This is a genomic window from Streptomyces sp. SDT5-1 (assembly GCF_052245995.1).
Lineage (GTDB): Bacteria > Actinomycetota > Actinomycetes > Streptomycetales > Streptomycetaceae > Streptomyces.
On record NZ_CM125963.1, the window covers coordinates 836,790 to 855,454 of the forward strand.

Sequence of the window (18,665 nt, forward strand, 5' to 3'; positions counted from 1 at the left end):
GGATGGCTCACTCGTGCCCCATCTCGATGTCGCCCGCGCGCGTCGGCACGGCGTCCAGGGCGGCGACCGTCGCCGCGTCGAGGGCCACGTCGCCCGCCGCGACGTTCGCCGCCAGGTGGTCGGGGTCGGCGGTGCCCGGGATCAGCAGGACGTTCGGGGCGTGGTGGAGCAGCCAGGCGAGGCCGACCTGCGCCGGGCTCACGCCCAGGGTCTCGGCGGCCGTGACGACGGCGGGCTCGTCGGTGACCTTGGGCATGCCGGGGAAGGCGCTGCCCAGCGGGAAGTACGGCACCCAGGCGATGCCCTCGGCGAGGCAGAGCCGCAGCAGCTCCTCGTCGTCGCGGGCCACGAGGCTGTACGCGTTCTGGACACAGGCGATCCCGGCGGGCAGTCCGCGGCGCAGCTCGTCGAGGCCGACGTTGCTGAGCCCGATGGCGCCGATCTTGCCCTCGTCGCGCAGGGCGGTCATGACGGCGAGCTGGTCGTCGATGTCGACGACCTGGTCGCCCTCGGCGCGCAGTCCGGGCCCCGTCTCGGCGCGGCGCAGGTTGACGAGGGGCACCTGGTCGACGCCGAGGCTCTTGAGGTTGTCCTCGACTCCGGCCCGCAGCTCGTCGGGGCGCTGGGCGAGGCGCAGCGGCAGCGGGCCTCCGGAGTCGGGGGTGGCGCCGACCTTGCTGACGACGAGCACGTCGTCGTCGGGGCGCAGGGCCTCGCGGATGATCTCGTTCGAGAAGCCGTCGCCGTAGAACTCGGCGGTGTCGACGTGGTCGACGCCCAGCTCGACGGCGCGCCGCAGCAGGGCGACGGCAGCGGCCCGGTCGGGGGCAAGGCGCGGCAGCTGCATCGCGCCGAATCCGACCCGCGAGACGTCGCGGTCGAGGAGCCGGCCCGCGCCGCCGGGGCGCGGGGTGCCGTGCGCGGTGACGGCGGAGGAAGCAGAAGAAGACGACGAAGAAGAGGAAGACGCGGAAGAGGTCATGGAAATCCCGCCTCGTGCGAAGATAGAAGAAACGGAGGAGCCTCCGTTACGTCGAAGGTAGCACAACCGGAGGAGCCTCCGCTTTGCCCGCGTCATCCAAGCCGTCCGACCGACCCGACCAGCCCGAGCAAACCGGGCGAACCGGGCGCCCCGCCCGCGCCGACGCCCGCCGCAACCGCGAGCGCCTCCTCGCGGCCGCCCGCGCCGCCTTCACGCGGGAGGACACCACGGTGCCGCTCGACGCGGTCGCCAAGGAGGCGGGTGTCGGCATCGGCACCCTCTACCGGCACTTCCCCACCCGCGAGGCCCTCGTCGAGGCCGTCTACTCGGCCGAGCTGGACGCGGTGACGTCCGCCGTCGAACCGCTGCTCGCCCAGCTGGCGCCGCACGACGCCCTGCGCGCGTGGATGGATCGGTACGCCGACCTGGTGACGGCCAAGCGCGCCATGGCCGGCAGCCTCGTCCTGGCCCCCGCCTCCGGGCGCGGCGTCACGGCGGACACCCGGGAGCGACTGACCGCGTCGGTCGCGGCCTTCCTCGACGCGGGGGCCCGCGCGGGCACGCTGCGCGACGACGTGCCCGCCGACGACGTGATCACCATGCTGCTGGGCGTGTTCCTGGCCACGGCGGCCGGGGAGCGCGCGGACCGCACCCGGCACCTGCTCGACCTCGTCGTCGACGCGCTGCGCCCGCCGCGTGGCTGAACAGCACCGCACGCCCGGTCGGCCCACGTTTCACGCCGCTCACACCGGCAACGCACCCCACGGACGATGATCACGACCTGCGGCCGCGCGGGACCCCGTACGGCCGCGGACGGGAGGCAGGGTGCGCACGGACGTCAACTCCGGGCACGCGAGCGGCGGTTCCGGGCGGCGGGCGCTGCTCGCCGCGGGCGCCACGACGGCGGCGGGTCTCCTCGCCGGCTGCGGCACCTCCGGCGCCGACGGCAAGGGCGAGCCTTCGGGCACGTCGCAGGCCGCCCGCTCCCCGTCTCCGAGCCACCGCCGCAGCCGCCGCCCGCGCCCGCGTCCCGAACTGCCGCGCGGCGGGCGCCGGGTGTTCCCCTCGCACCGGCTCGTCGGCTACTGCGGGCTGCCGGGGGCGACCGCGCTGGGTAGGCTCGGCACGGGCGATCTCGACGACCGGGTCGACGAGCTGGAGCGGCGCGGGCGCGCCTACGCCGACGGCCGTGACGTGCTGCCCGTACTGGAACTCCTCGCGGTCGTCGCCAACCCGTCGGCGGGACCGGACGGCACGTACCGCACCCGCACACCCGACTCCACGATCCGCACGTTCCACGAGGCCGCCCGCCGCCACAGGGCGCTGCTCCTCCTCAACATCCAGCCGGGCCGCGCCGACGCCCTCGACGAGGTGAAGGCCCTCGACCGGTGGCTCGCCCACCCGGACGTGGGCATCGCGCTTGACCCCGAGTGGGAGATGGGTCCCGGCCAGATCCCCGGTGACACGTACGGGCACACCAGCGGCCCCGAACTCACCCGGATCGCCCGCCATCTCGCGTCCCTCGTGGCGGAGCACGACCTGCCGGAGAAGGTGTTCGTGTATCACCAGGTGGCCGAGTCGGTCGTCGAGGACGAGCAGGAGCTCGACGTTCCGGAGGGCGTCTCGATGGTGAAGAGCGCGGACGGGATAGGCGACGCGCGGCTGAAGCGGCACACGTGGAAGCGGCTCGTCGACGCGCTGCCCGACGATCTCCGCACCGGATTCAAGCTGTTCTTCGAGGAGGACACCGAGGGCGGCTCCCGGCTGATGTCCCCCGACGAGGTCCTGGGCCTGCGCCCGCGCCCTTCGTACGTGATGTACGAGTGAGCGGGGCCTGTCGGGCCGCTACACGACGGTGAGGATCTCCCGCACCGGGCGGCGCGGCGTCAGGGGCCCGGTCGGCCCGTAGCCGAGCCGCAGGACCATCTGCACCTGCCCCAGGTCGGACTGCGGATCGCGGGCGAGGCCGCGCAGATCCGCCCACTCCAGGGCGTGCGAGGTGACCGATGCGGCCAGGCCGTGCGCCGTCGCCACCAGGAGGACCCGCTCCATGGCCTGCCCGGCGCGCAGCCAGTCCCGCGGTCCGTCGCCGTCCGTGCCCAGCAGGGCCAGGTGCGGCTCGTCCTCGAAGGCGGCGGTGCCGGGGCCGCGGACCGGGTGGCGGCCCGCGAAGTCCCTCATGGGCGCGCCACCGGAACGTGCGCGCGGGCCGAACGCGTACTCGGGCACGCCGTCGTGCGTCGCGCCCGTCTCGTCCCCGATCCGGGTCCAGCGCTCCACGTCCCGCTGCCGCGCCGGGTCCGCGCTGTCGCGGCCCTCGGCGTCGCGGACGAGGTCCTGGAGCAGGTTCGCGTGCCAGGGCCCCGCGAAGCGCAGGCGGGCGCCCTCGCGCTCGGCGGCCTCGGCGACGGCGGCGCGGGCCGGTTCGGGGATCTCCTTGTCGGCGAAGGGCCAGCGGCTCGTGTGCCGCTGCCGGATCGAGGGGCCCAGCTCCGCGAGGCCCTCGTCCACTGGGCCCGGCTCGGCGAAGTCGACCGTCGCGAGCAGGGTCGGGTCCGCGGGATCCGGTACGAGGCGGACCCGCGGGAACCGGGCGTCGCGGGCGGCCGCCACCCGCAGATTGAACAGCGCGGCGCCGCACCCCAGGTGGACGGCCCGCAGATCGGGATCGGCCGCGGGCATGACACGGTCGGTGTCGACGGTGAGCCGGAGTGTCCCGGTCGCGGTGTCGTAGTGGAACCGCCACGGCTGGGCGTTGTGCATGGAGGGAGCGGCTGCGGCGTCCTCGACGAGAGCGGAGACGGTGGCGCGGTCCGGCAGGGGCTTCGGCATGATTCCTCCTCGGCGCTCACCACCATCGTCCGCGCCCCTCCGGCCCCGCACAGGAGTCCATGGTCCCGCGCGCATCGGGCCGAAGGGCCCTCAGCGGTCACCTCGCTCGCCCGACTCCCGAAATCGGGCGGCCAGTTCGCTGCGCGAGCGGATGCCGAGCTTCGCGTAGACGTGCGTCAGGTGGTACTGGACGGTCTTCACGGAGATGAACAGTTCGAGCGCGGCCTGCTGGTTGGTGGCCCCTGCGGCGACCACCTTCGCCACGGCCCGCTCCTGCGGCGTGAGCCGGGCGAGGCCCGCGGCGGCCCGCCCGGCGTTCAGGCCGCCCGCCTGGAGTTCGCGCTCGCACCGCTCGACGTACGTGCGGGCGCCGAGCGTGGCGTAGGCGTCGCGCGCGTTCCGCAGGACGGTGTCGGCCTCGCGGCGCTTGCCGACGCGGCGCAGGGTCTGGCCGTACGCGAAGTTCACGCGGGCCCTGTCGTAGGGCAGCGGCAGCCCGTCGAGCCGGGTGAGCGCCGCGTCGAACTGGGCGCGGGCGGCTTCGACGTCGCCGCGCGCCGCGGTCAGGCGGCCGCGCGCGATGGCGAGCCTGGCCTGGGCGGAGCGCCGGCCGCGCGCCTCGGCGCACCGCTCGTGCGGGCCCAGGAAGCGGTCGGCCTCGTCGAGACGGCCGGTCATCACGAGCGCGTTGGCGTAGACGTCGGGCCACGGCCAGAAGCCGGGTTCGTCGACGGAGCCGCGCGGGTCGAGCTGGACGAGCGGCGCCAGGGCCTCGACGACGCGCTCGTACTCGCCGCGCGACTCCGCGACCTGGGCGCGGGCCAGGCAGGACGGCACCAGCATGCAGGCGTACGGGTGGACGTCGGCGAGGGCCGCTGCCACGTGGTGGTCGGCCGCGTCGGCGTCGCCGCGCAGGGCGTGGATCTGTGCGGCGGTCCAGTGCACCAGCGGGCGCACGAGTTCGATGCGGACGACGGAGAGGCGTTCGGCGGCGCGCTGCGCCGTCTCCAGGGCCTCCGTCCAGGCGCCGAGGGCGAACTGGGTGCGGGCGAGCCAGCCCTGCGCCCACAGGGAGATCCGGGTCGAGCCCATCCGGTAGCCGGTGGGGACGGCGGCCTCCAGTCTGCGGCGGGCGGACTCGGGGGCGTCGGTGGCGAAGTCGACCCAGCCGAGGCCGAGTTGGAAGCGCTGCGGCTGGGCGCCCGCCGGGTGGCCCGCGGCGGCCTCCTCGTAGGCGGCGGCCGCTTCGGTGTGCCGGCCGGTCATCGCGAGTCCGAGGCCGAGCACGGCTTCGGACTCGATGCCGGACGGGTCGTCGGCCTGCGCGAGTCCGACGGCGCGGCGGGCCCAGGTGACGAGTTCCTCGCCGTCCCAGCGGGCGAGGGCGTGCAGCACGCGCCGCTGGCTGATCCGCGCCATCAGCTCGGGGCTGCGCGTGGCGTCGCAGTGCGCCTCGGCGGCGTCCAGGAGGGTCTCGGCCTCGGCGGGGCGGCCGCGCATGATGGCGAGGTAGCCGAGCACGGTGTCGCGCAGGGCACTCGCCGGGAAGCTCTCCAGCTCGGGGGCGAACATGGCGGCCTGCGGGATGTCGCCCGCTCCGATCATGGCGTCGACGGCGCGCAGCAGCCGGTCCTCCCGGCTCGCCCGCCCGGTGCTGAGCCGTCCGGCCCGAACGAGGGTGTCCGCCACGGCCGACCACTCCCCCGCGCTGGCCCGCTGGGTGGCGTAGCGGTCGAGTTCGTCGGCGAGGGTCTCGTCGGGGGCGGCGAGGGCGGAGACCCGGTGCAGCAGGGCGCGGCCGGTGTCCTCGACGAGTTCGGCGGCGCGCCGGTGCAGGGCGGCCCGCTCGGTGAGGCCGATGCCGGTGAGGACGGCGGCGCGTACGAGGGGGTGGGAGAAGGCGAGTTGGGCGCGTCCCGGGTCGACGGCGGCGGTGAGGAGTCCGGCGGCGCGGGCCTCGTCGACGGCGGGCAGCGGGTCGCCGGTGAGCGCGGCGAGCGCCGCGGCCTCGCTCAGGGTCGCCTCGTCTCCGAGGACCGCGCAGGCCTCGACGAGGCGGCGTGCGGCGGTTCCGCAGCCGTCGAGGCGGTGGCGGACGGCGTCGGCGGCGCGGGCGGGCGCGGGGAGTTCGGGGCGCCAGTCGCGCCAGGTGTCGCGGGGCAGCTCGGCGAGGAGCCGGGAGATGTGGCGGGGGTTTCCGCGGGTGCGCTCGCACAGGTGGCGGGCCGCGGGGAGTTCCAGGGCGAGGCCGTGGTGGTCGCGGGCGAGGGTGCGGGCGTCGTGGGGTCCGAGCGGGCCCAGCCGGAGGGCCTCCCCCTCGCAGCCGTCGAGGAACGCGCGGGTGCGCAGGAGGGCGGCGGGCGGTGCCTCGGTGTCGGCGCCGAGTTCGTCGGGGCGGTCCCGTGCGAGGAGCAGGACGAGGACGCGCTGGTCGGACAGGCGGCGCAGGGCCGAGCCGATCGCGCGCAGACTCTCGGCGTCGGCCCAGTGCGCGTCGTCGACGACGATGACGAGCGGTTCGCGCTCCTGCCGTGCGGCCCACTGCCTGCGCAGGTGGTCAGCGGCGTCCAGTACGGCGTCGGTGTCCGGCAGGGCCGCGCCGAGGGCCAGGGCGAGCTGGCGGGCGAGGCCGAACGGCAGCACGCACTCCCAGGGGACGCCGGAGACGGACACCGTGCGGACGTCCGCCGTGCCGGGGCCGTCCAGGGTGTGTCGCACCAGGGCGGTCTTGCCGATGCCCGCGGGTCCCTCGACGAGCAGCAGGGCGGGGTGTCCGGCGTGTGCGGCCGTGAGCGCCCGGGTCAGTGCCGCGGCCTCGGCGGTGCGTCCGACGAGGTCGCGCCGCTGTTCAGGGCGCCCGTCCATGGCCCTGCACGCTAGCAGGGTGCCCTGGTCAGCCAAGGTCGCCGCCCGCGACCGGCAGCACACTGCCGGTGATGTACGAGGCCTCCTCGGAGGCCAGGAAGCAGATGGCGGCGGCCTGCTCGTCGAGGGTGCCGTAGCGTCCCAGCGGGCTGTGGGCGAGGGTCTGGTCGATGTGTGCCCGGAACCAGGCCCGCTCCCGCTCGGTGTGCTGTGGTGGTGTGCCGCGGGAGACACGGCGTGGCGGGGCGTCGGTGCCTCCGGGGGCGGTGGCCACGACGCGGATGCCGGCCTCGGCGTATTCGAGGGCAAGGGAGGCGGTCAGCGCGTTGATGCCTCCCTTGGCCGCGGAGTACGGGATGCGGTGGATGCCCCGGGTGGCGGCCGAGGACACGTTCACGATGACACCGTGGCCCTGGTCCTTCATGCCGGGCAGGGCCGCACGGCATGAGTACAGGGTCGTCATCAGGGAGCGGGTGATCTCCGCCTGGATCTCGGGGGCGGTGAACTCGGTGAACGGTTTGAAGTTGATGGCGCCGCCGACGTTGTTCACCAACACGTCCACCCCGCCCAGGAGGTGGGCCGCTTCGGTCAGGGCGGCGCGTGCGCCCTCGTAGCTCTCCAGGTCGGCGAGGACAGCGTGTGCCCTCAGTTCGTCGGCGGCCTCGCGGGCGGTGTCGGCGCGGTCGACGAGGACGACGTCGGCGCCCTCGGCGACGAGCCGGCGGGCCACGGCGAGGCCGATGCCCTGGCCTGCCCCGGTGACCACGGCCCGCTTCCCGGCGAACCGGCCGGTGTGCACGGTGGGGACGCTCACGCGGCGGCCTCCGCGGTGGCGCGGGCGGTGGCCGGGGTGAACTTCTCGTAGTGGAAGCTCGCCGGTGTCACGCCGAGGGCGGTGATGTGTCCGCGGACGGCCTCGACCATGGCGGGCGGTCCGCACAGGTAGACGTCGGCGGCGCCGTCGTGCAGGGTCGCCGCGTCCATCAGGCCGGTCACGAAGCCCTTGTTTCGGGCGCTGGAGGCGGCGTCGGCGACGCAGTGGTCGAAGGTGAACCCGGGGATCACCTCTGCGTAGTCCTCCAGGGTGTCCAGGTGGACGAGGTCCTCGTCGGTGGTGACTCCGTAGAGCAGGTGCACGGGCTGTCCCGTCGGCCGCTGGGCGATGCGTTCCAGCATGGACAGCAGGGGTGCGAGGCCGGTGCCGCCCGCGAGCAGCAGTGCGGGGCGGGCCTGTTCGCGCAGGTAGAAGCTGCCCATGGGGCCGGTGAATTCGAGCCGGTCACCGACGCGGGCGCGCTCGGTGAGGTACCCGGACATGGCGCCGCCGTCGACAACCCGTACGAGGAAGGACAGCTGCCGCTGGTTCGGTCCCGAGCTGAAGGAGTACGAGCGGGCCTGGTCGGTGCCGGGCACGGCGATGTTCACGTACTGGCCGGGCAGGAAGTCCAGGGCGTCGCGGTCGTCGACGTCGAGGGTGAACTCGACGGTGGTGGCGGAGTGCCGCTTGACGTCGGCGAGGGTGGCGGCGTGCGTGGCGGCGCCGGTCTTGGCGGCGGCCGACGAGGCGGGGATGCTCAGCACGAGGTCGCTCCGGGGTGTCATCTGGCAGGGCAGGCAGTACCCGGCGGCGGCCTCGTCGTCGCTGAGGGCCTCGTCGATGTAGTCGCCGCCGTCGTAACCTCCGGACTCGCAGAGCGACTTGCAGGTTCCGCAGGCGCCGTCGCGGCAGTCGAGCGGGATGTTGATGCGGGCCTTGTAGGAGGCCTCGGCGACGGTCTCGTCGGGGCGGCACTCGATGAATCGGGTGATGCCGTCCTCGAAGTTCAGGGCGACCTGGAAGGACATGTGGCGGCTCATTTCGACGGCTCGGGCGGGGCGGTTCAGACGTGGTAGATGTCGACGACGTGATGCACGAAGTCGTTCTTCAGGACGACCTTCTTGCGGGCGATGAGCGGCTCGGGCCCGGAGACGTCGAGGGTGTAGTGCGAGGTGCCGAAGTACGTGTCGGTGCTCTGGTAGCGGTAGTAGAGCGTGAACCAGTTGAACCGCACGTGCAGGAGGTCGCCCTCGCGGCCGGTGACCTCGACGTTCGTGATGTTGTGGCCGGTACGCGGTTCCGGCAGGCTCGTCGCGCTGGAGCGGTCGGTGCGGATGCGGAAGACGCGGTCCTCCAGGCCCGCCCTGGACGGGTAGTAGACGAGGGAGATCTCCGTCTGCGGGTTCCGGGTGAGTTCGTCGTCGTCCGCCCAGGCCGGCATCCAGAACTCGGCGTCGGCGCGGTAGCAGTCGAGCCACTTCTCGAACTCGCGGTCGTCGAGGTACCTCGCCTCGCGGTACAGGAACTGGCGGACGTCCTCAAGGGTGAACGTCTCGACGGCGGTGGTCACTTGACGTCCTCCAGGTCGAGCGCGGCGGTCAGGGTGTCGGCCCAGTAGCGGTGCTGGATCGGGTAGAGGCCCTCGTCCTCGGTGCGCACACCGCTGGCGATCGGGTTGATGCCGATCTTCTTGGCCTCCTCGTCGGGCCCTTCGATCTGGTGCACGGCGCCGCGGCTGAGGTCGTTCCAGGGCATGGCCCCGGCGACGTACGTCTTCTGGCAGGAGCGGAACTCCTCCAGGTCGTCTGGGGTGGCCATGCCGGTGGCGTTGAAGAAGTCCTCGTACTGGCGGATGCGCTGAGCGCGCTGCTCGGCCGGCTCGCCCTTGGGGGCGATGCAGTAGATGGTGACTTCCGTCTTGTCGACGGAGATGGGCCTGAAGTGCCGGATCTGGGAGCTGAACTGGTCCATCAGGTACACGTTCGGGTACAGGCACAGATTGCGGGAGACACCGATCATCCAGTCGGCGCGCTCGGCGCCGACCTGCTCGGCGAGCTCCTCGCGGCGCTCGTACAGGGGCCGGTTCGCCGGGTCGAGCCACTGCGTCCACAGCAGCAGATGGCCGTGCTCGAAGGAGTAGAAGCCGCCGCGCTGCTTGGCCCAGCCTCCGGCGTCCATCGTCCGGGTGTCGTTGCCCGACTCTCCGGAGGTGCGGCGGGCCTGCGTGGCGGCGTAGTTCCAGTGGGTGGCGGACACGTGGTAGCCGTCGGCCCCGTTCTCCGCCTGGAGCTTCCAGTTGCCGTCGTAGGAGTACGTGGAGGAGCCGCGCAGCACCTCAAGGCCCTCGGGCGACTGGTCGACGATCATGTCGATGACGACGGCGGCGTCCCCGAGGTGCTCGGCCAGCGGCTTGACGTCGGGGTTGAGGCTGCCGAAGAGGAAGCCGCGGTAGCTCTCGAAGCGGGCGACCTTCTTGAGGTCGTGCGAGCCGTCCTTGTTGAACTGCTCGGGGTAGCCGGCCTCGCGGGGGTCCTTCACCTTGAGGAGCTTGCCGGTGTTGTTGAAGGTCCAGCCGTGGAACGGGCAGGTGAACGTGGTCCTGTTGTCCGTCTTCCTGCGGCACAGCATGGCGCCGCGGTGGCTGCACGCGTTGATCAGGCAGTGCAGCTCGCCCTGCTTGTCGCGGGAGATCACGACGGGCTGGCGTCCGATGTACGTGGTGAAGTAGTCCCCGATCTCCGGGATCTGGCTCTCGTGGGCGAGATACACCCAGTTGCCCTCGAAGATGTGCTTCATCTCGAGCTCGAACAGTTCCTCGTCGGTGAAGACGCTGCGCCTGACGCGGTGGACCCCGCGCTCCGGGTCCTCCTCCAGGGCGTCCGCGAGGATGGTCCGCGCGCGACCCGTGCTGCTGCCCTCCGCCATGTCCTTGTCCCTCCGCCTCGACGTGGCACGCCTGGTCGGCGGCCGTGCTGCGACTGCTTTTCAGCACGATGACAGCCGGGTGAAGCGTCGGCCCCGGACATTCCCCCAGGGTTGGCCCAGGGGGGTACTGATATCGACAGAGTCTCAATAGCCTGCAAGTGGATATTTGTGGGCTATGGGGTGCGCTGCCTACGCTGAAGCGCGTCAAGGGCCCCGCCGGGACACAACAAAGGGGCAGCCAGATGGAATTGAGGCACCTGCGGTACTTCGCGGCCGTCGCCGAGACACGTCACTTCGGCAAGGCCGCGCAGGCGCTGCACATGGCTCAGCCGCCGCTCTCCCAGGCGATCCGCCGCCTGGAGACGGAGCTGGGCGTGGAGCTGTTCACCCGCACCACCCGGCAGGTGTCCCTGACCGGCGCGGGCGAGGTGTTCCGCACCGACGTGGAGCGCATCCTCACGTCCGTCGACGAGGCGGTGGCCCGCGTGGGCCGTTTCGCCTCCGGCGTCGAGGGCGTGCTCCGGGTCGGCCTGACCGGATCGGCCTCGTACCGCCAACTGCCCACCCTGGCACGCCTGGTGAAACAGGAGATGCCGCACGTACGGATGGAGGTGCACACGGAGATGCTGACACCCGCGCAGGAGCACGGCCTCGACGAGCGGCGCCTCGACGTCGGCGTGCTGCGCCCGCCGATCCGCCAGGAGGGCATCGCGCACCGCCTGATCGCGGACGAGCCGCTGGTCGCGGCCGTCCCCGAGGGCCACTGGCTCGCCGATGCCACGACCGTCCGCGTCGAGCAGCTGCGCCACGAGGACTTCATCATGTACGGCGCCACGCTCGGCTCCGTCGTGAACGACGCCGTCGTCCGCAGCTGCCTGACCTCCGGCTTCTACCCGCACCGCGCCTACGAGGTGACCGAGACATCGGCCGCCCTGGCCCTGGTCGCGGCGGGACTCGGCGTGGCGGTGCTGCCCGACTCGGTGCGCTCCGCACCCCGCGAGGGCGTGGTGTGCAGGACCGTCGAGGACGCCCCGACCGTGCCGCTGGCCCTGGCCTGGCGCCGCGAGGACGAGACACCCCTCATCCGGCAGCTGCTCGACGTGCTGGAGCGGCACGACCTGTTCGTACGAGAGACCGAGGGAACGCCATGAGGACCGGGGGAACGCCATGAAGATCGTCAAGGTGGAGGCCATTCCCTTCGCCATCCCCTACGTCAAGCCGCTGCGGTTCGCGAGCGGCGAGGTGCACACCGCGGACCACGTGCTGGTCCGGGTGCACACCGACGAGGGCCTGGTCGGCACGGCCGAGGCGCCGCCCCGCCCGTACACGTACGGCGAGACACAGGAGTCCGTCGTCGCCGTGATCGAGAAGATCTTCGCGCCGCAGCTCCTGGGCCTCACCGCCCTGGAGCGCGAGACCGCCCACGCCCGCCTCGACCGGACCGTCGGCAACCCCGCCGCCAAGGCCGCGATCGACATGGCCCTGTGGGACCTGCTCGGTCAGAGCGCCGGGATGCCGGTGTCCGGCCTGCTCGGCGGCTTCGGCGACCGGATGCGCGTGAGCCACATGGTCGGCTTCGCGCCCGCCGACGCCATGGCGGCCGAGGCCGAGCGGATCCGTGACACGTACGGCATCACGACGTTCAAGGTGAAGGTCGGGCGCAACCCGTACGGCGAGGACGTCGCCGCCTGCCGGGCCCTGCGCGCGGCCCTCGGCCCGGATGTCGAGCTGTACGTCGACGGCAACCGCGGCTGGTCCGCGTCCGACGCGGCGCGCGCCCTGCGGGAGATGGCGGACCTGGACCTGACGTTCGCGGAGGAGCTGTGCCCCGCCGACGACGTGCTCGGCCGGCGGTGGCTGGTCGGGCAGAGCCCCATCCCGTTCATCGCCGACGAGAGCGCGACCCGGGCCGCCGAGGTCACCCGCGAGCTGCTCGGCGGCTCCGCGACCGCCATCAGCATCAAGACCGCGCGCACCGGCTTCACCGCCTCCCAGCGGGTCCTGCACCAGTGCGAGGGCCTGGGCGTCGAGGTGGTGATGGGCAATCAGATCGACGGCCAGATCGGTACGTTGTGCTCGGTCGCCTTCGGCGCCGCGCACCGCTCCTCCTCGCTGCACGCGGGCGAACTCTCCAACTTCCTGGACATGTCCGACGACCTGCTCACCGAGCCGCTCACGATCGCGGACGGCACGCTGCGCGTCCGCGAGGGCGCGGGACTCGGGATCGACATCGACCCCGAGAAGCTGGCCCGCTACCGCCTGGACACCTGAGACACACCACCACCTCACCAAGGACGGGACACACCATGACCGACACCGCCACCGAGCAGGCCACGGCCGCCGCGTCCGGCAACGCGGCCACCGAGCAGTTCCGCAGCAAGCAGCGCGCCGACGCCCCCGTCGCCGACACCGCGCGGGTGAACACACTGGTCTCCGAACTCCTCGCCGCCACCCACGACATCATCCGCCGCCACAAGGTGAGCTACGCCGAGTACGACGCGCTGAAGGCATGGCTGATCCAGGTCGGCGAGGACGGCGAGTGGCCGCTCTTCCTCGACGTGTGGGTCGAGCACGTCGTCGAGGAGGTCGCGAACGAGGACCGGGAGGGCAGCAAGGGCACGATCGAGGGCCCCTACTACGTCCCCGACGCGCCGGAGCTGCCCGCCGAGGCCACCCTGCCGATGCGCGAGGACGAGGGCGGCACCCCGCTGCTGTTCCAGGGCCAGGTGCGTGCCGTCGACGGCACCGCGCTGGCCGGCGCCACCGTCGAGATGTGGCACGCCGACGACGACGGCTTCTACTCCCAGTACGCGCCGGGCCTGCCGGAGTGGAACCTGCGCGGCACGATCGTCGCCGACGAGCAGGGCCACTTCAAGATCCACACGGTGCAGCCGGCCCCGTACCAGATCCCGACCGACGGCTCCTGCGGCAAGCTCATCGCCGCCGCCGGATGGCACGCCTGGCGCCCCGCCCATCTGCACCTCAAGGTGTCGGCGCCCGGCCATCAACTGGTCACCACGCAGCTGTACTTCGACGGCGGCGAGCACGTGGCCGACGACATCGCCTCCGCCGTCAAGCCCGAGCTGATCCTCTCCCCGACGCCCCGCGCCACGGGCGAGGGCCACGAGGTGACGTACGACTTCGTTCTCGACAAGGTGTGATGCACGGTGCTGTTCGCTGTACGCATGGACGTCGACATCCCGCGCGATCTCGCGCCGGACGAGCGCGCCGATCTGGTGGCCCGGGAGAAGGCCTACTGTCAGGAGCTGCAGAAGTCCGGTGAGTGGGTGCACATCTGGCGGTGTGTCGGCCAGTATTCCAACCTCAGTGTCTTCGACGTCGCCGACAACGAGGCGCTGCACCGGATCCTGTGGAACCTTCCGCTGTTCCCCTTCATGTCCATCGAGGTGACACCGCTCGCCCAGCACCCGTCCGACCTCGCGGCCGGGGAACCGGTGCGATGACACCGCTCCATCACGTGGTGAGCGGCCCGGCGGACGGGCCGCCCCTCGTCCTCGGCCCGTCCCTGGGCACGTCCACGGCGGTCTGGGAGCGGCAACTCCCCGACCTGGCACGGGACTTCCGCACCGTCGCCTACGACCTGCCGGGGCACGGCGGCACGGCGCCCCTTCGGGACGCCGCTCCCGGGAGCACCACGGTCGCCGACCTGGCGGCCCTGGTGCTGTCCCTCGCGGACCGCCTCGGCCTCGGCCGCTTCCACTACGCGGGGATCTCGCTCGGCGGGGCCGTCGGCGCCCACCTCGCCGCGCACCACCCGGAGCGGATCGCTTCCCTCGCCCTGGTCTGCTCGTCGGCGCACTTCGGCCCGCCCGAACCCTGGCGCGAGCGGGCCGCCCTGGTCCGCGACCGGGGCACGGCGGCGCTCCTCACGTCGGCGCCCGCCCGCTGGTTCTGCGACGCGTCGCTCGCCACGAGCGCCTTCGGCCGCCACCTTCTCGACACCCTGGCGGCCACGGACGCGGAGGGCTACGCGGCCTGCTGCGACGCCCTCGCCGCGTACGACCTGCGCCACCACCTCGCGAAGATCACCGCACCGACCCTCGTCGTGGGCGGCTCGCGGGACGAGGCGACGCCGCTCCCCCACGCCCGTGAACTCGCGGACGGTGTCACGCGGGGCCTCCTGGAGGTACTGGAGTGCGGCCACCTGGCGGCCGAGACACCGGAGCCGCTGGTCAAGGCGCTGCGCGGCCACATGACCGGTGCCCGGCGGGCGCCCTGACCCACTGAAATATGATCGCGCCATGTCCGACACGACCGAGACCACGCCTGACATCAAGATCTCGCAGCGCGCGCTGAACGTCGCCCCGTTCTACGCGATGGAGTTCGCCAAGCAGGCCGCGGCGCTGGAGGCCGACGGCCACCACGTCGTCAAGCTCAACCTCGGGGAACCGGACTCCGGGGCGCCCCCGGCGGTCCGCGAGGCGATGCGCGAGACCATGGACGGCCGCCCGCTGCCCTACACGGCGGCGCTCGGCCTGCCCGCCCTCCGGCAGGCCATCGCCGGCTTCTACCGGGAGCGGCACGGCGTCGAGGTCGACCCGGCCCGCGTCGTCGTGACGGCGGGCGCGTCCGCCGCGCTGGTCCTGGCCACCGCCGCCCTCGTCGACCAGGGCGACGAGGTGCTGATCGCCGACCCGTCGTACCCGTGCAACCGGCAGATCGTCGAGAGCTTCGGCGCGGACGTCACCCTCGTGCCCACGGACGCGGAGACCCGCTTCCAGCTCGACGCGGCGGCGGTGCGCGCGCACTGGACCGACCGGACGCGGGGCGTCATGGTCGCCACGCCCTCGAACCCGACCGGGACGTCCGTGCCGCTCGACGAGCTCGACGCGCTGTGCCGGTTCGCGCGCGAGCGCGGGGCGTGGCGGCTCGTCGACGAGATCTACCTCGACCTCGGCGACCACGACGCGGACGGCCGCCCGCCGCGCAGCGCGCTCTCGGTCGACCCCGACGCCGTCATCATCAACAGCTTCTCGAAGTACTTCGGCATGACCGGCTGGCGGCTCGGTTGGTGTGTCGCGCCGGAGGCGCTCGTCCCGGCGATGGAGCGGCTCGCGCAGAACTACTTCCTGTGCGCGTCCGCCCCCGCCCAGCAGGCCGCCCTGGAGTGCTTCACCCCGGCGTCCCTTGCGATCTGCGAGGAGCGCCGCGCCGAGTTCCTGGCCCGGCGCGCGCTCGTCCTCGACGGCCTGCGCCGGATCGGCCTGCCGGTCCCGGTGCCGCCCGACGGCGCGTTCTACGTCTACTTCGACGTCTCGGGGACGGGCCTGACGTCCTGGGAGTTCTGCGAACGGGCCCTGCGGGAGGCACACGTGGCCCTCACCCCGGGCCGCGACTTCGGCAGCCACACGGCGGACACCCACGTACGCCTGTCGTACGCCGCGTCGTCCGCCGCCCTGCGCGAGGGCCTCGACCGGTTGGGCCGTTTCGTGTCCGGCCTGAACTGAACCGTCGGGGCGGCCCGCCCCGGCGCGGATAGGCTTCGATCATGAGCGAAAGCACACCGCCGCAGGCCCCCGCGTACGACCGCGCCGCGGTACTCGGCGAGCGCCTCAAGGAGCGCATCTACGCCTCCCTGACCCTGCTCGCGGTCCTCGTGGGCCTCGCGCAGGGCGGCCACGCCACCCACAAGGGGGCGACGGTGGCGGTGGCGGCCACGGCGCTCGGCCTGTGGCTGGCGACCCTGGTGGCGGACATGCAGGCCCACCCGGTCGTGCACGGCAGCCGCCCCGGCCGCCACGACATCCGCCACGAACTGTTCACCAGCAGCCCCCTCCTGACCACCGCCATCGGGCCCCTCCTCCTCATCGCCGTCTCGGCGCTCGGAGCCGTGGACCTCACTACGGCCCTCTGGATCGCCGCGGGCTCCGAGGTCCTCACCCTCGCCGTCTGGGGCTTCGTGGGCGGCCGCCGCGCGGGCGCGGGCCCCCTGCACGCCGTGGTGACATCGGCGCTGAACGCGGCGATCGGCCTGGGCGTGGTGTCGGTGAAGCTGCTGGCGGGGCACTGAGGCTCGTACGGCCCCGGGTCTCAGGCCGTCGCGGCGATCGCCCGCATGACGGCCGTGGCACCCGGGCCGGGTCGGCCGGGAAGCCGTGCGAGGTGGACGCGGCGGACTTCACGAGGCGCGCCCTCCACCTGCAGCAGGCGCACCCCGGGCGGCAGCACGGGCGCCATCCGGGCGGGCACGGTGGTCACGCCGCGTCCGGCGGCGACCAGGTGCAGCTTCGTCAGCCAGTCGCGGACGGTGTGGGCGATGTGCGGGCGGCCCGGCAGCCCCGGCCAGACACCCAGCAGCGGCTCGGCCTTCGACGTCGGAGCGGCGATCCACGGCAGGTCGACCAGCTCGTCGACGTGCACGGTGGCCCGGCCGGCCAAAGGGCCCGCGGCGGACACCGCGACGAGCAGCTCCGTGTCCTCGACGGTGTCGAGGTGCAGGCGCGGCGACTCTCCGTCGGACGGCCGGTGCGGCGGGCGCGAGGTGAGCACGGCGAGGTCGAGCGATCCCGCGCGCAGCGCCCGGATCAGGGCTGATGTGGTGCCCTCGCGGGTGGTCACCGACAGCTGCGGGCGCGCCTCTTCGAGCCTGGCGAGCACGCCGGGCAGCAGCGTGGCGCCCGCGCTCATGAACAGTCCCAGCCGCACCGTCTCACTCGGCGCCGCGCTGCCGGTGAGTTCGCGCTCCGCGGCTTCGACGGAGGCGAGGATCGCGCGGGCGTGGCGCAGCAGCCCCAGGCCGGCGGAGGTGAGCCGCACGCCGTCGGGTCGCCGCTCGAACAGGACGGCGCCCGCTTCCCGTTCGAGGGCCGCCGCCTGACGCGATACGGCGGACTGCGTGTATCCGAGCTTCGTGGCCGCGGCGGTGAAGCTGCCCGACTCGGCGACCTGCCGCAGTACCCGTAGTCCTGTGCTGGAGAAGTCCATGCGCATTACGCATACCAGAGATGCCAGATCTTCGCTTGGCGCATGCCGGGGCCGCTCCTACGCTCCAAGTGACCGATCAAGGAGCGGTCGGTCGTGCGAATCGAGGAGGCCATGGCATGCGCGCAGCGGTCCTGACGGAGTTCGGCGCACCCCTCGCGGTGCGCGAGGTGCCCGATCCGGTGGCGGAAGGCGGCGAGGTGGCCGTCGAGGTGCTGGCCACCTGCGTTCCGCCCTACGCGGAGGACGTCTTCGGCGGCCGCCGCAACTACCCGCTCGAACCCCCGGTGATCCCCGGCGTCGGAGGCGTGGGCCGTGTCGTGCACGTCGGCCCCGACGCCACCCGCCTTCGCGTCGGGGATCTGGTGTGGTGCGACTGCACGGTGCGGGCGCGGGACGACGCACTGACCCCCGACATCGCGTTGCAGGGCTGGAGTTCGCGGGGCGAGGGCGGCGCGCGACTGGCCCGGCACCTGCACGACGGCTCCTTCGCGGAACGCATGCGGGTACCGACGGAGAACGTCCACGTCCTCCCACCGGACACGCCCCTGGATGCCACGCACTGGTCCTCGCTCGGGGTCTACGTCATCCCTTACGGCGGCCTCCTGGCGGGTCGCCTCGAAGCGGGCGAGACCCTCCTCGTCGGCGGCGCCACCGGGAATCTGGGCAGCGCGGCGGTCGCCACGGCGCTGGCCATGGGCGCGGCGCGAGTGGTGGCACCGGGCCGCAACCGGGCGGCGCTCGACCTGCTCGCGGACCGCTTCGGAGACCGCGTGCGCCCCGTGGAACTGACCGGCGACGAGACGGTGGACCGCGCGGCGATGACCGCGGCGGCCTCCGGGCCGATCGACATGGTGCTCGACCTCCTCCCGCCCTCCGCCCCCGCCTCGGCGGCGCGGACGGTGGCCATGACCGTCCGGGAGTACGGCCGCGTCGTCCTGATGGGCGGCGTCGGCATGCTCGGCGGCGAAGACCTGTCGCTTCCCTACCCCTGGCTCATGCGCAACTCGGTCACCGTCCGCGGCCAGTGGATGTACCCGCGCTCCGCGAACGCCGCCATGATCCGCCTCATCGCCTCGGGCACCCTGGACGTCACCCGCGACCGCTTCACGACGTTCCCCCTCGCCGCCACGAACACCGCGATCCACCACGCGGCCGCCCACCCGGGCCCGTACGACCGGACGGTACTGGTGCCGTCGGCCTGACACCCCACGGCTTCATGGGGTGAACCCACCTGGCACGGAAGAAGTTCCTCTGTTTCAAGTCTTGACGCCCGTGAGGAGCGAGAGGACATTGAGACCG

18 protein-coding genes are annotated in these 18,665 nt (G+C 73.1%); 10 read left to right on the top strand and 8 right to left on the bottom strand.

The window, feature by feature from the left end:
- Positions 1–7: 7 nt before the first annotated feature.
- Entirely contained in the window at positions 8–982 is a 975-nt protein-coding gene (locus ACTWJ8_RS03930) for an aldo/keto reductase (RefSeq protein WP_443262893.1), read from the bottom strand.
- 83 nt (positions 983–1,065) lie between these two features.
- Between ACTWJ8_RS03930 and ACTWJ8_RS03935 the strand changes: the two genes are divergently transcribed.
- Both ACTWJ8_RS03935 and ACTWJ8_RS03940 read left to right on the top strand, forming a co-directional pair.
- Positions 1,066–1,686 (top strand): TetR/AcrR family transcriptional regulator, encoded by a 621-nt coding sequence (locus ACTWJ8_RS03935; protein WP_356380244.1) that lies wholly within the window; start codon positions 1,066–1,068, stop codon positions 1,684–1,686.
- A 121-nt stretch (positions 1,687–1,807) separates the two neighbouring features.
- A complete protein-coding gene (locus ACTWJ8_RS03940; RefSeq protein ID WP_443262894.1) occupies positions 1,808–2,809 on the top strand; it encodes a hypothetical protein in 1,002 nt (333 codons plus the stop codon).
- An 18-nt stretch (positions 2,810–2,827) separates the two neighbouring features.
- On the opposite strand, the gene ACTWJ8_RS03945 is transcribed toward ACTWJ8_RS03940, so the two are convergent.
- The 6 genes from ACTWJ8_RS03945 to benA all read right to left on the bottom strand — a co-directional run bounded on the left by ACTWJ8_RS03945 (position 2,828) and on the right by benA (position 10,421).
- Positions 2,828–3,814 carry an Acg family FMN-binding oxidoreductase gene (locus ACTWJ8_RS03945; protein ID WP_443262897.1) on the bottom strand — a complete coding sequence of 329 codons (987 nt, stop codon included), beginning with the start codon at positions 3,812–3,814 and terminating at the stop codon, positions 2,828–2,830.
- A 90-nt stretch (positions 3,815–3,904) separates the two neighbouring features.
- Positions 3,905–6,679: a helix-turn-helix transcriptional regulator gene (locus tag ACTWJ8_RS03950; RefSeq protein ID WP_443262898.1), complete on the bottom strand. Its 2,775-nt coding sequence runs from the start codon at positions 6,677–6,679 to the stop codon at positions 3,905–3,907.
- Positions 6,680–6,707: 28 nt separating this feature from the next.
- The gene (gene benD, locus ACTWJ8_RS03955; RefSeq protein WP_443262899.1) at positions 6,708–7,493 is read right to left on the bottom strand and encodes a benzoate diol dehydrogenase BenD; all 786 of its coding nucleotides are present in this window, start codon (positions 7,491–7,493) and stop codon (positions 6,708–6,710) included.
- A complete protein-coding gene (gene benC, locus ACTWJ8_RS03960; RefSeq protein ID WP_443262900.1) occupies positions 7,490–8,524 on the bottom strand; it encodes a benzoate 1,2-dioxygenase electron transfer component BenC in 1,035 nt (344 codons plus the stop codon). The genes benD and benC overlap by 4 nt, the downstream gene beginning before the upstream one ends.
- Before the next feature lie 35 nt (positions 8,525–8,559).
- Positions 8,560–9,066, bottom strand: coding sequence for a benzoate 1,2-dioxygenase small subunit (gene benB / locus ACTWJ8_RS03965; protein ID WP_443262902.1), 507 nt, complete (start codon positions 9,064–9,066; stop codon positions 8,560–8,562).
- A complete protein-coding gene (gene benA, locus ACTWJ8_RS03970) occupies positions 9,063–10,421 on the bottom strand; it encodes a benzoate 1,2-dioxygenase large subunit (RefSeq protein ID WP_443262903.1) in 1,359 nt (452 codons plus the stop codon). The genes benB and benA overlap by 4 nt, the downstream gene beginning before the upstream one ends.
- Positions 10,422–10,663: 242 nt before the next feature.
- Between benA and ACTWJ8_RS03975 the strand changes: the two genes are divergently transcribed.
- From ACTWJ8_RS03975 to ACTWJ8_RS04005, 7 genes are read left to right on the top strand one after another with little or no spacing between them, the layout of a single operon-like run.
- A complete protein-coding gene (locus tag ACTWJ8_RS03975; protein ID WP_443262904.1) occupies positions 10,664–11,572 on the top strand; it encodes a LysR substrate-binding domain-containing protein in 909 nt (302 codons plus the stop codon).
- A 16-nt stretch (positions 11,573–11,588) separates the two neighbouring features.
- Complete coding sequence (locus ACTWJ8_RS03980; RefSeq protein ID WP_443262905.1) at positions 11,589–12,692, top strand: mandelate racemase/muconate lactonizing enzyme family protein; 1,104 nt, start codon at positions 11,589–11,591, stop codon at positions 12,690–12,692.
- Between the two features lie 35 nt (positions 12,693–12,727).
- The gene (gene catA / locus ACTWJ8_RS03985) at positions 12,728–13,582 is read left to right on the top strand and encodes a catechol 1,2-dioxygenase (RefSeq protein WP_443262906.1); all 855 of its coding nucleotides are present in this window, start codon (positions 12,728–12,730) and stop codon (positions 13,580–13,582) included.
- A 6-nt stretch (positions 13,583–13,588) separates the two neighbouring features.
- Positions 13,589–13,885 (top strand): muconolactone Delta-isomerase, encoded by a 297-nt coding sequence (catC, locus tag ACTWJ8_RS03990; protein ID WP_356380261.1) that lies wholly within the window; start codon positions 13,589–13,591, stop codon positions 13,883–13,885.
- A complete protein-coding gene (locus tag ACTWJ8_RS03995; protein WP_443262907.1) occupies positions 13,882–14,661 on the top strand; it encodes an alpha/beta fold hydrolase in 780 nt (259 codons plus the stop codon). Before catC ends, ACTWJ8_RS03995 begins: the two co-directional genes overlap by 4 nt.
- A 22-nt stretch (positions 14,662–14,683) precedes the next feature.
- Positions 14,684–15,889 carry a pyridoxal phosphate-dependent aminotransferase gene (locus tag ACTWJ8_RS04000; protein WP_443262908.1) on the top strand — a complete coding sequence of 402 codons (1,206 nt, stop codon included), beginning with the start codon at positions 14,684–14,686 and terminating at the stop codon, positions 15,887–15,889.
- Between the two features lie 41 nt (positions 15,890–15,930).
- Positions 15,931–16,452, top strand: coding sequence for a hypothetical protein (locus tag ACTWJ8_RS04005; RefSeq protein WP_356380270.1), 522 nt, complete (start codon positions 15,931–15,933; stop codon positions 16,450–16,452).
- Between the two features lie 20 nt (positions 16,453–16,472).
- On the opposite strand, the gene ACTWJ8_RS04010 is transcribed toward ACTWJ8_RS04005, so the two are convergent.
- Complete coding sequence (locus tag ACTWJ8_RS04010; protein WP_356380273.1) at positions 16,473–17,366, bottom strand: LysR family transcriptional regulator; 894 nt, start codon at positions 17,364–17,366, stop codon at positions 16,473–16,475.
- A 116-nt stretch (positions 17,367–17,482) separates the two neighbouring features.
- Here ACTWJ8_RS04010 and ACTWJ8_RS04015 point away from each other — a divergent pair, with 116 nt between their 5' ends.
- Positions 17,483–18,568 (top strand): alcohol dehydrogenase catalytic domain-containing protein, encoded by a 1,086-nt coding sequence (locus ACTWJ8_RS04015; protein WP_443262910.1) that lies wholly within the window; start codon positions 17,483–17,485, stop codon positions 18,566–18,568.
- Positions 18,569–18,665: the final 97 nt, after the last annotated feature.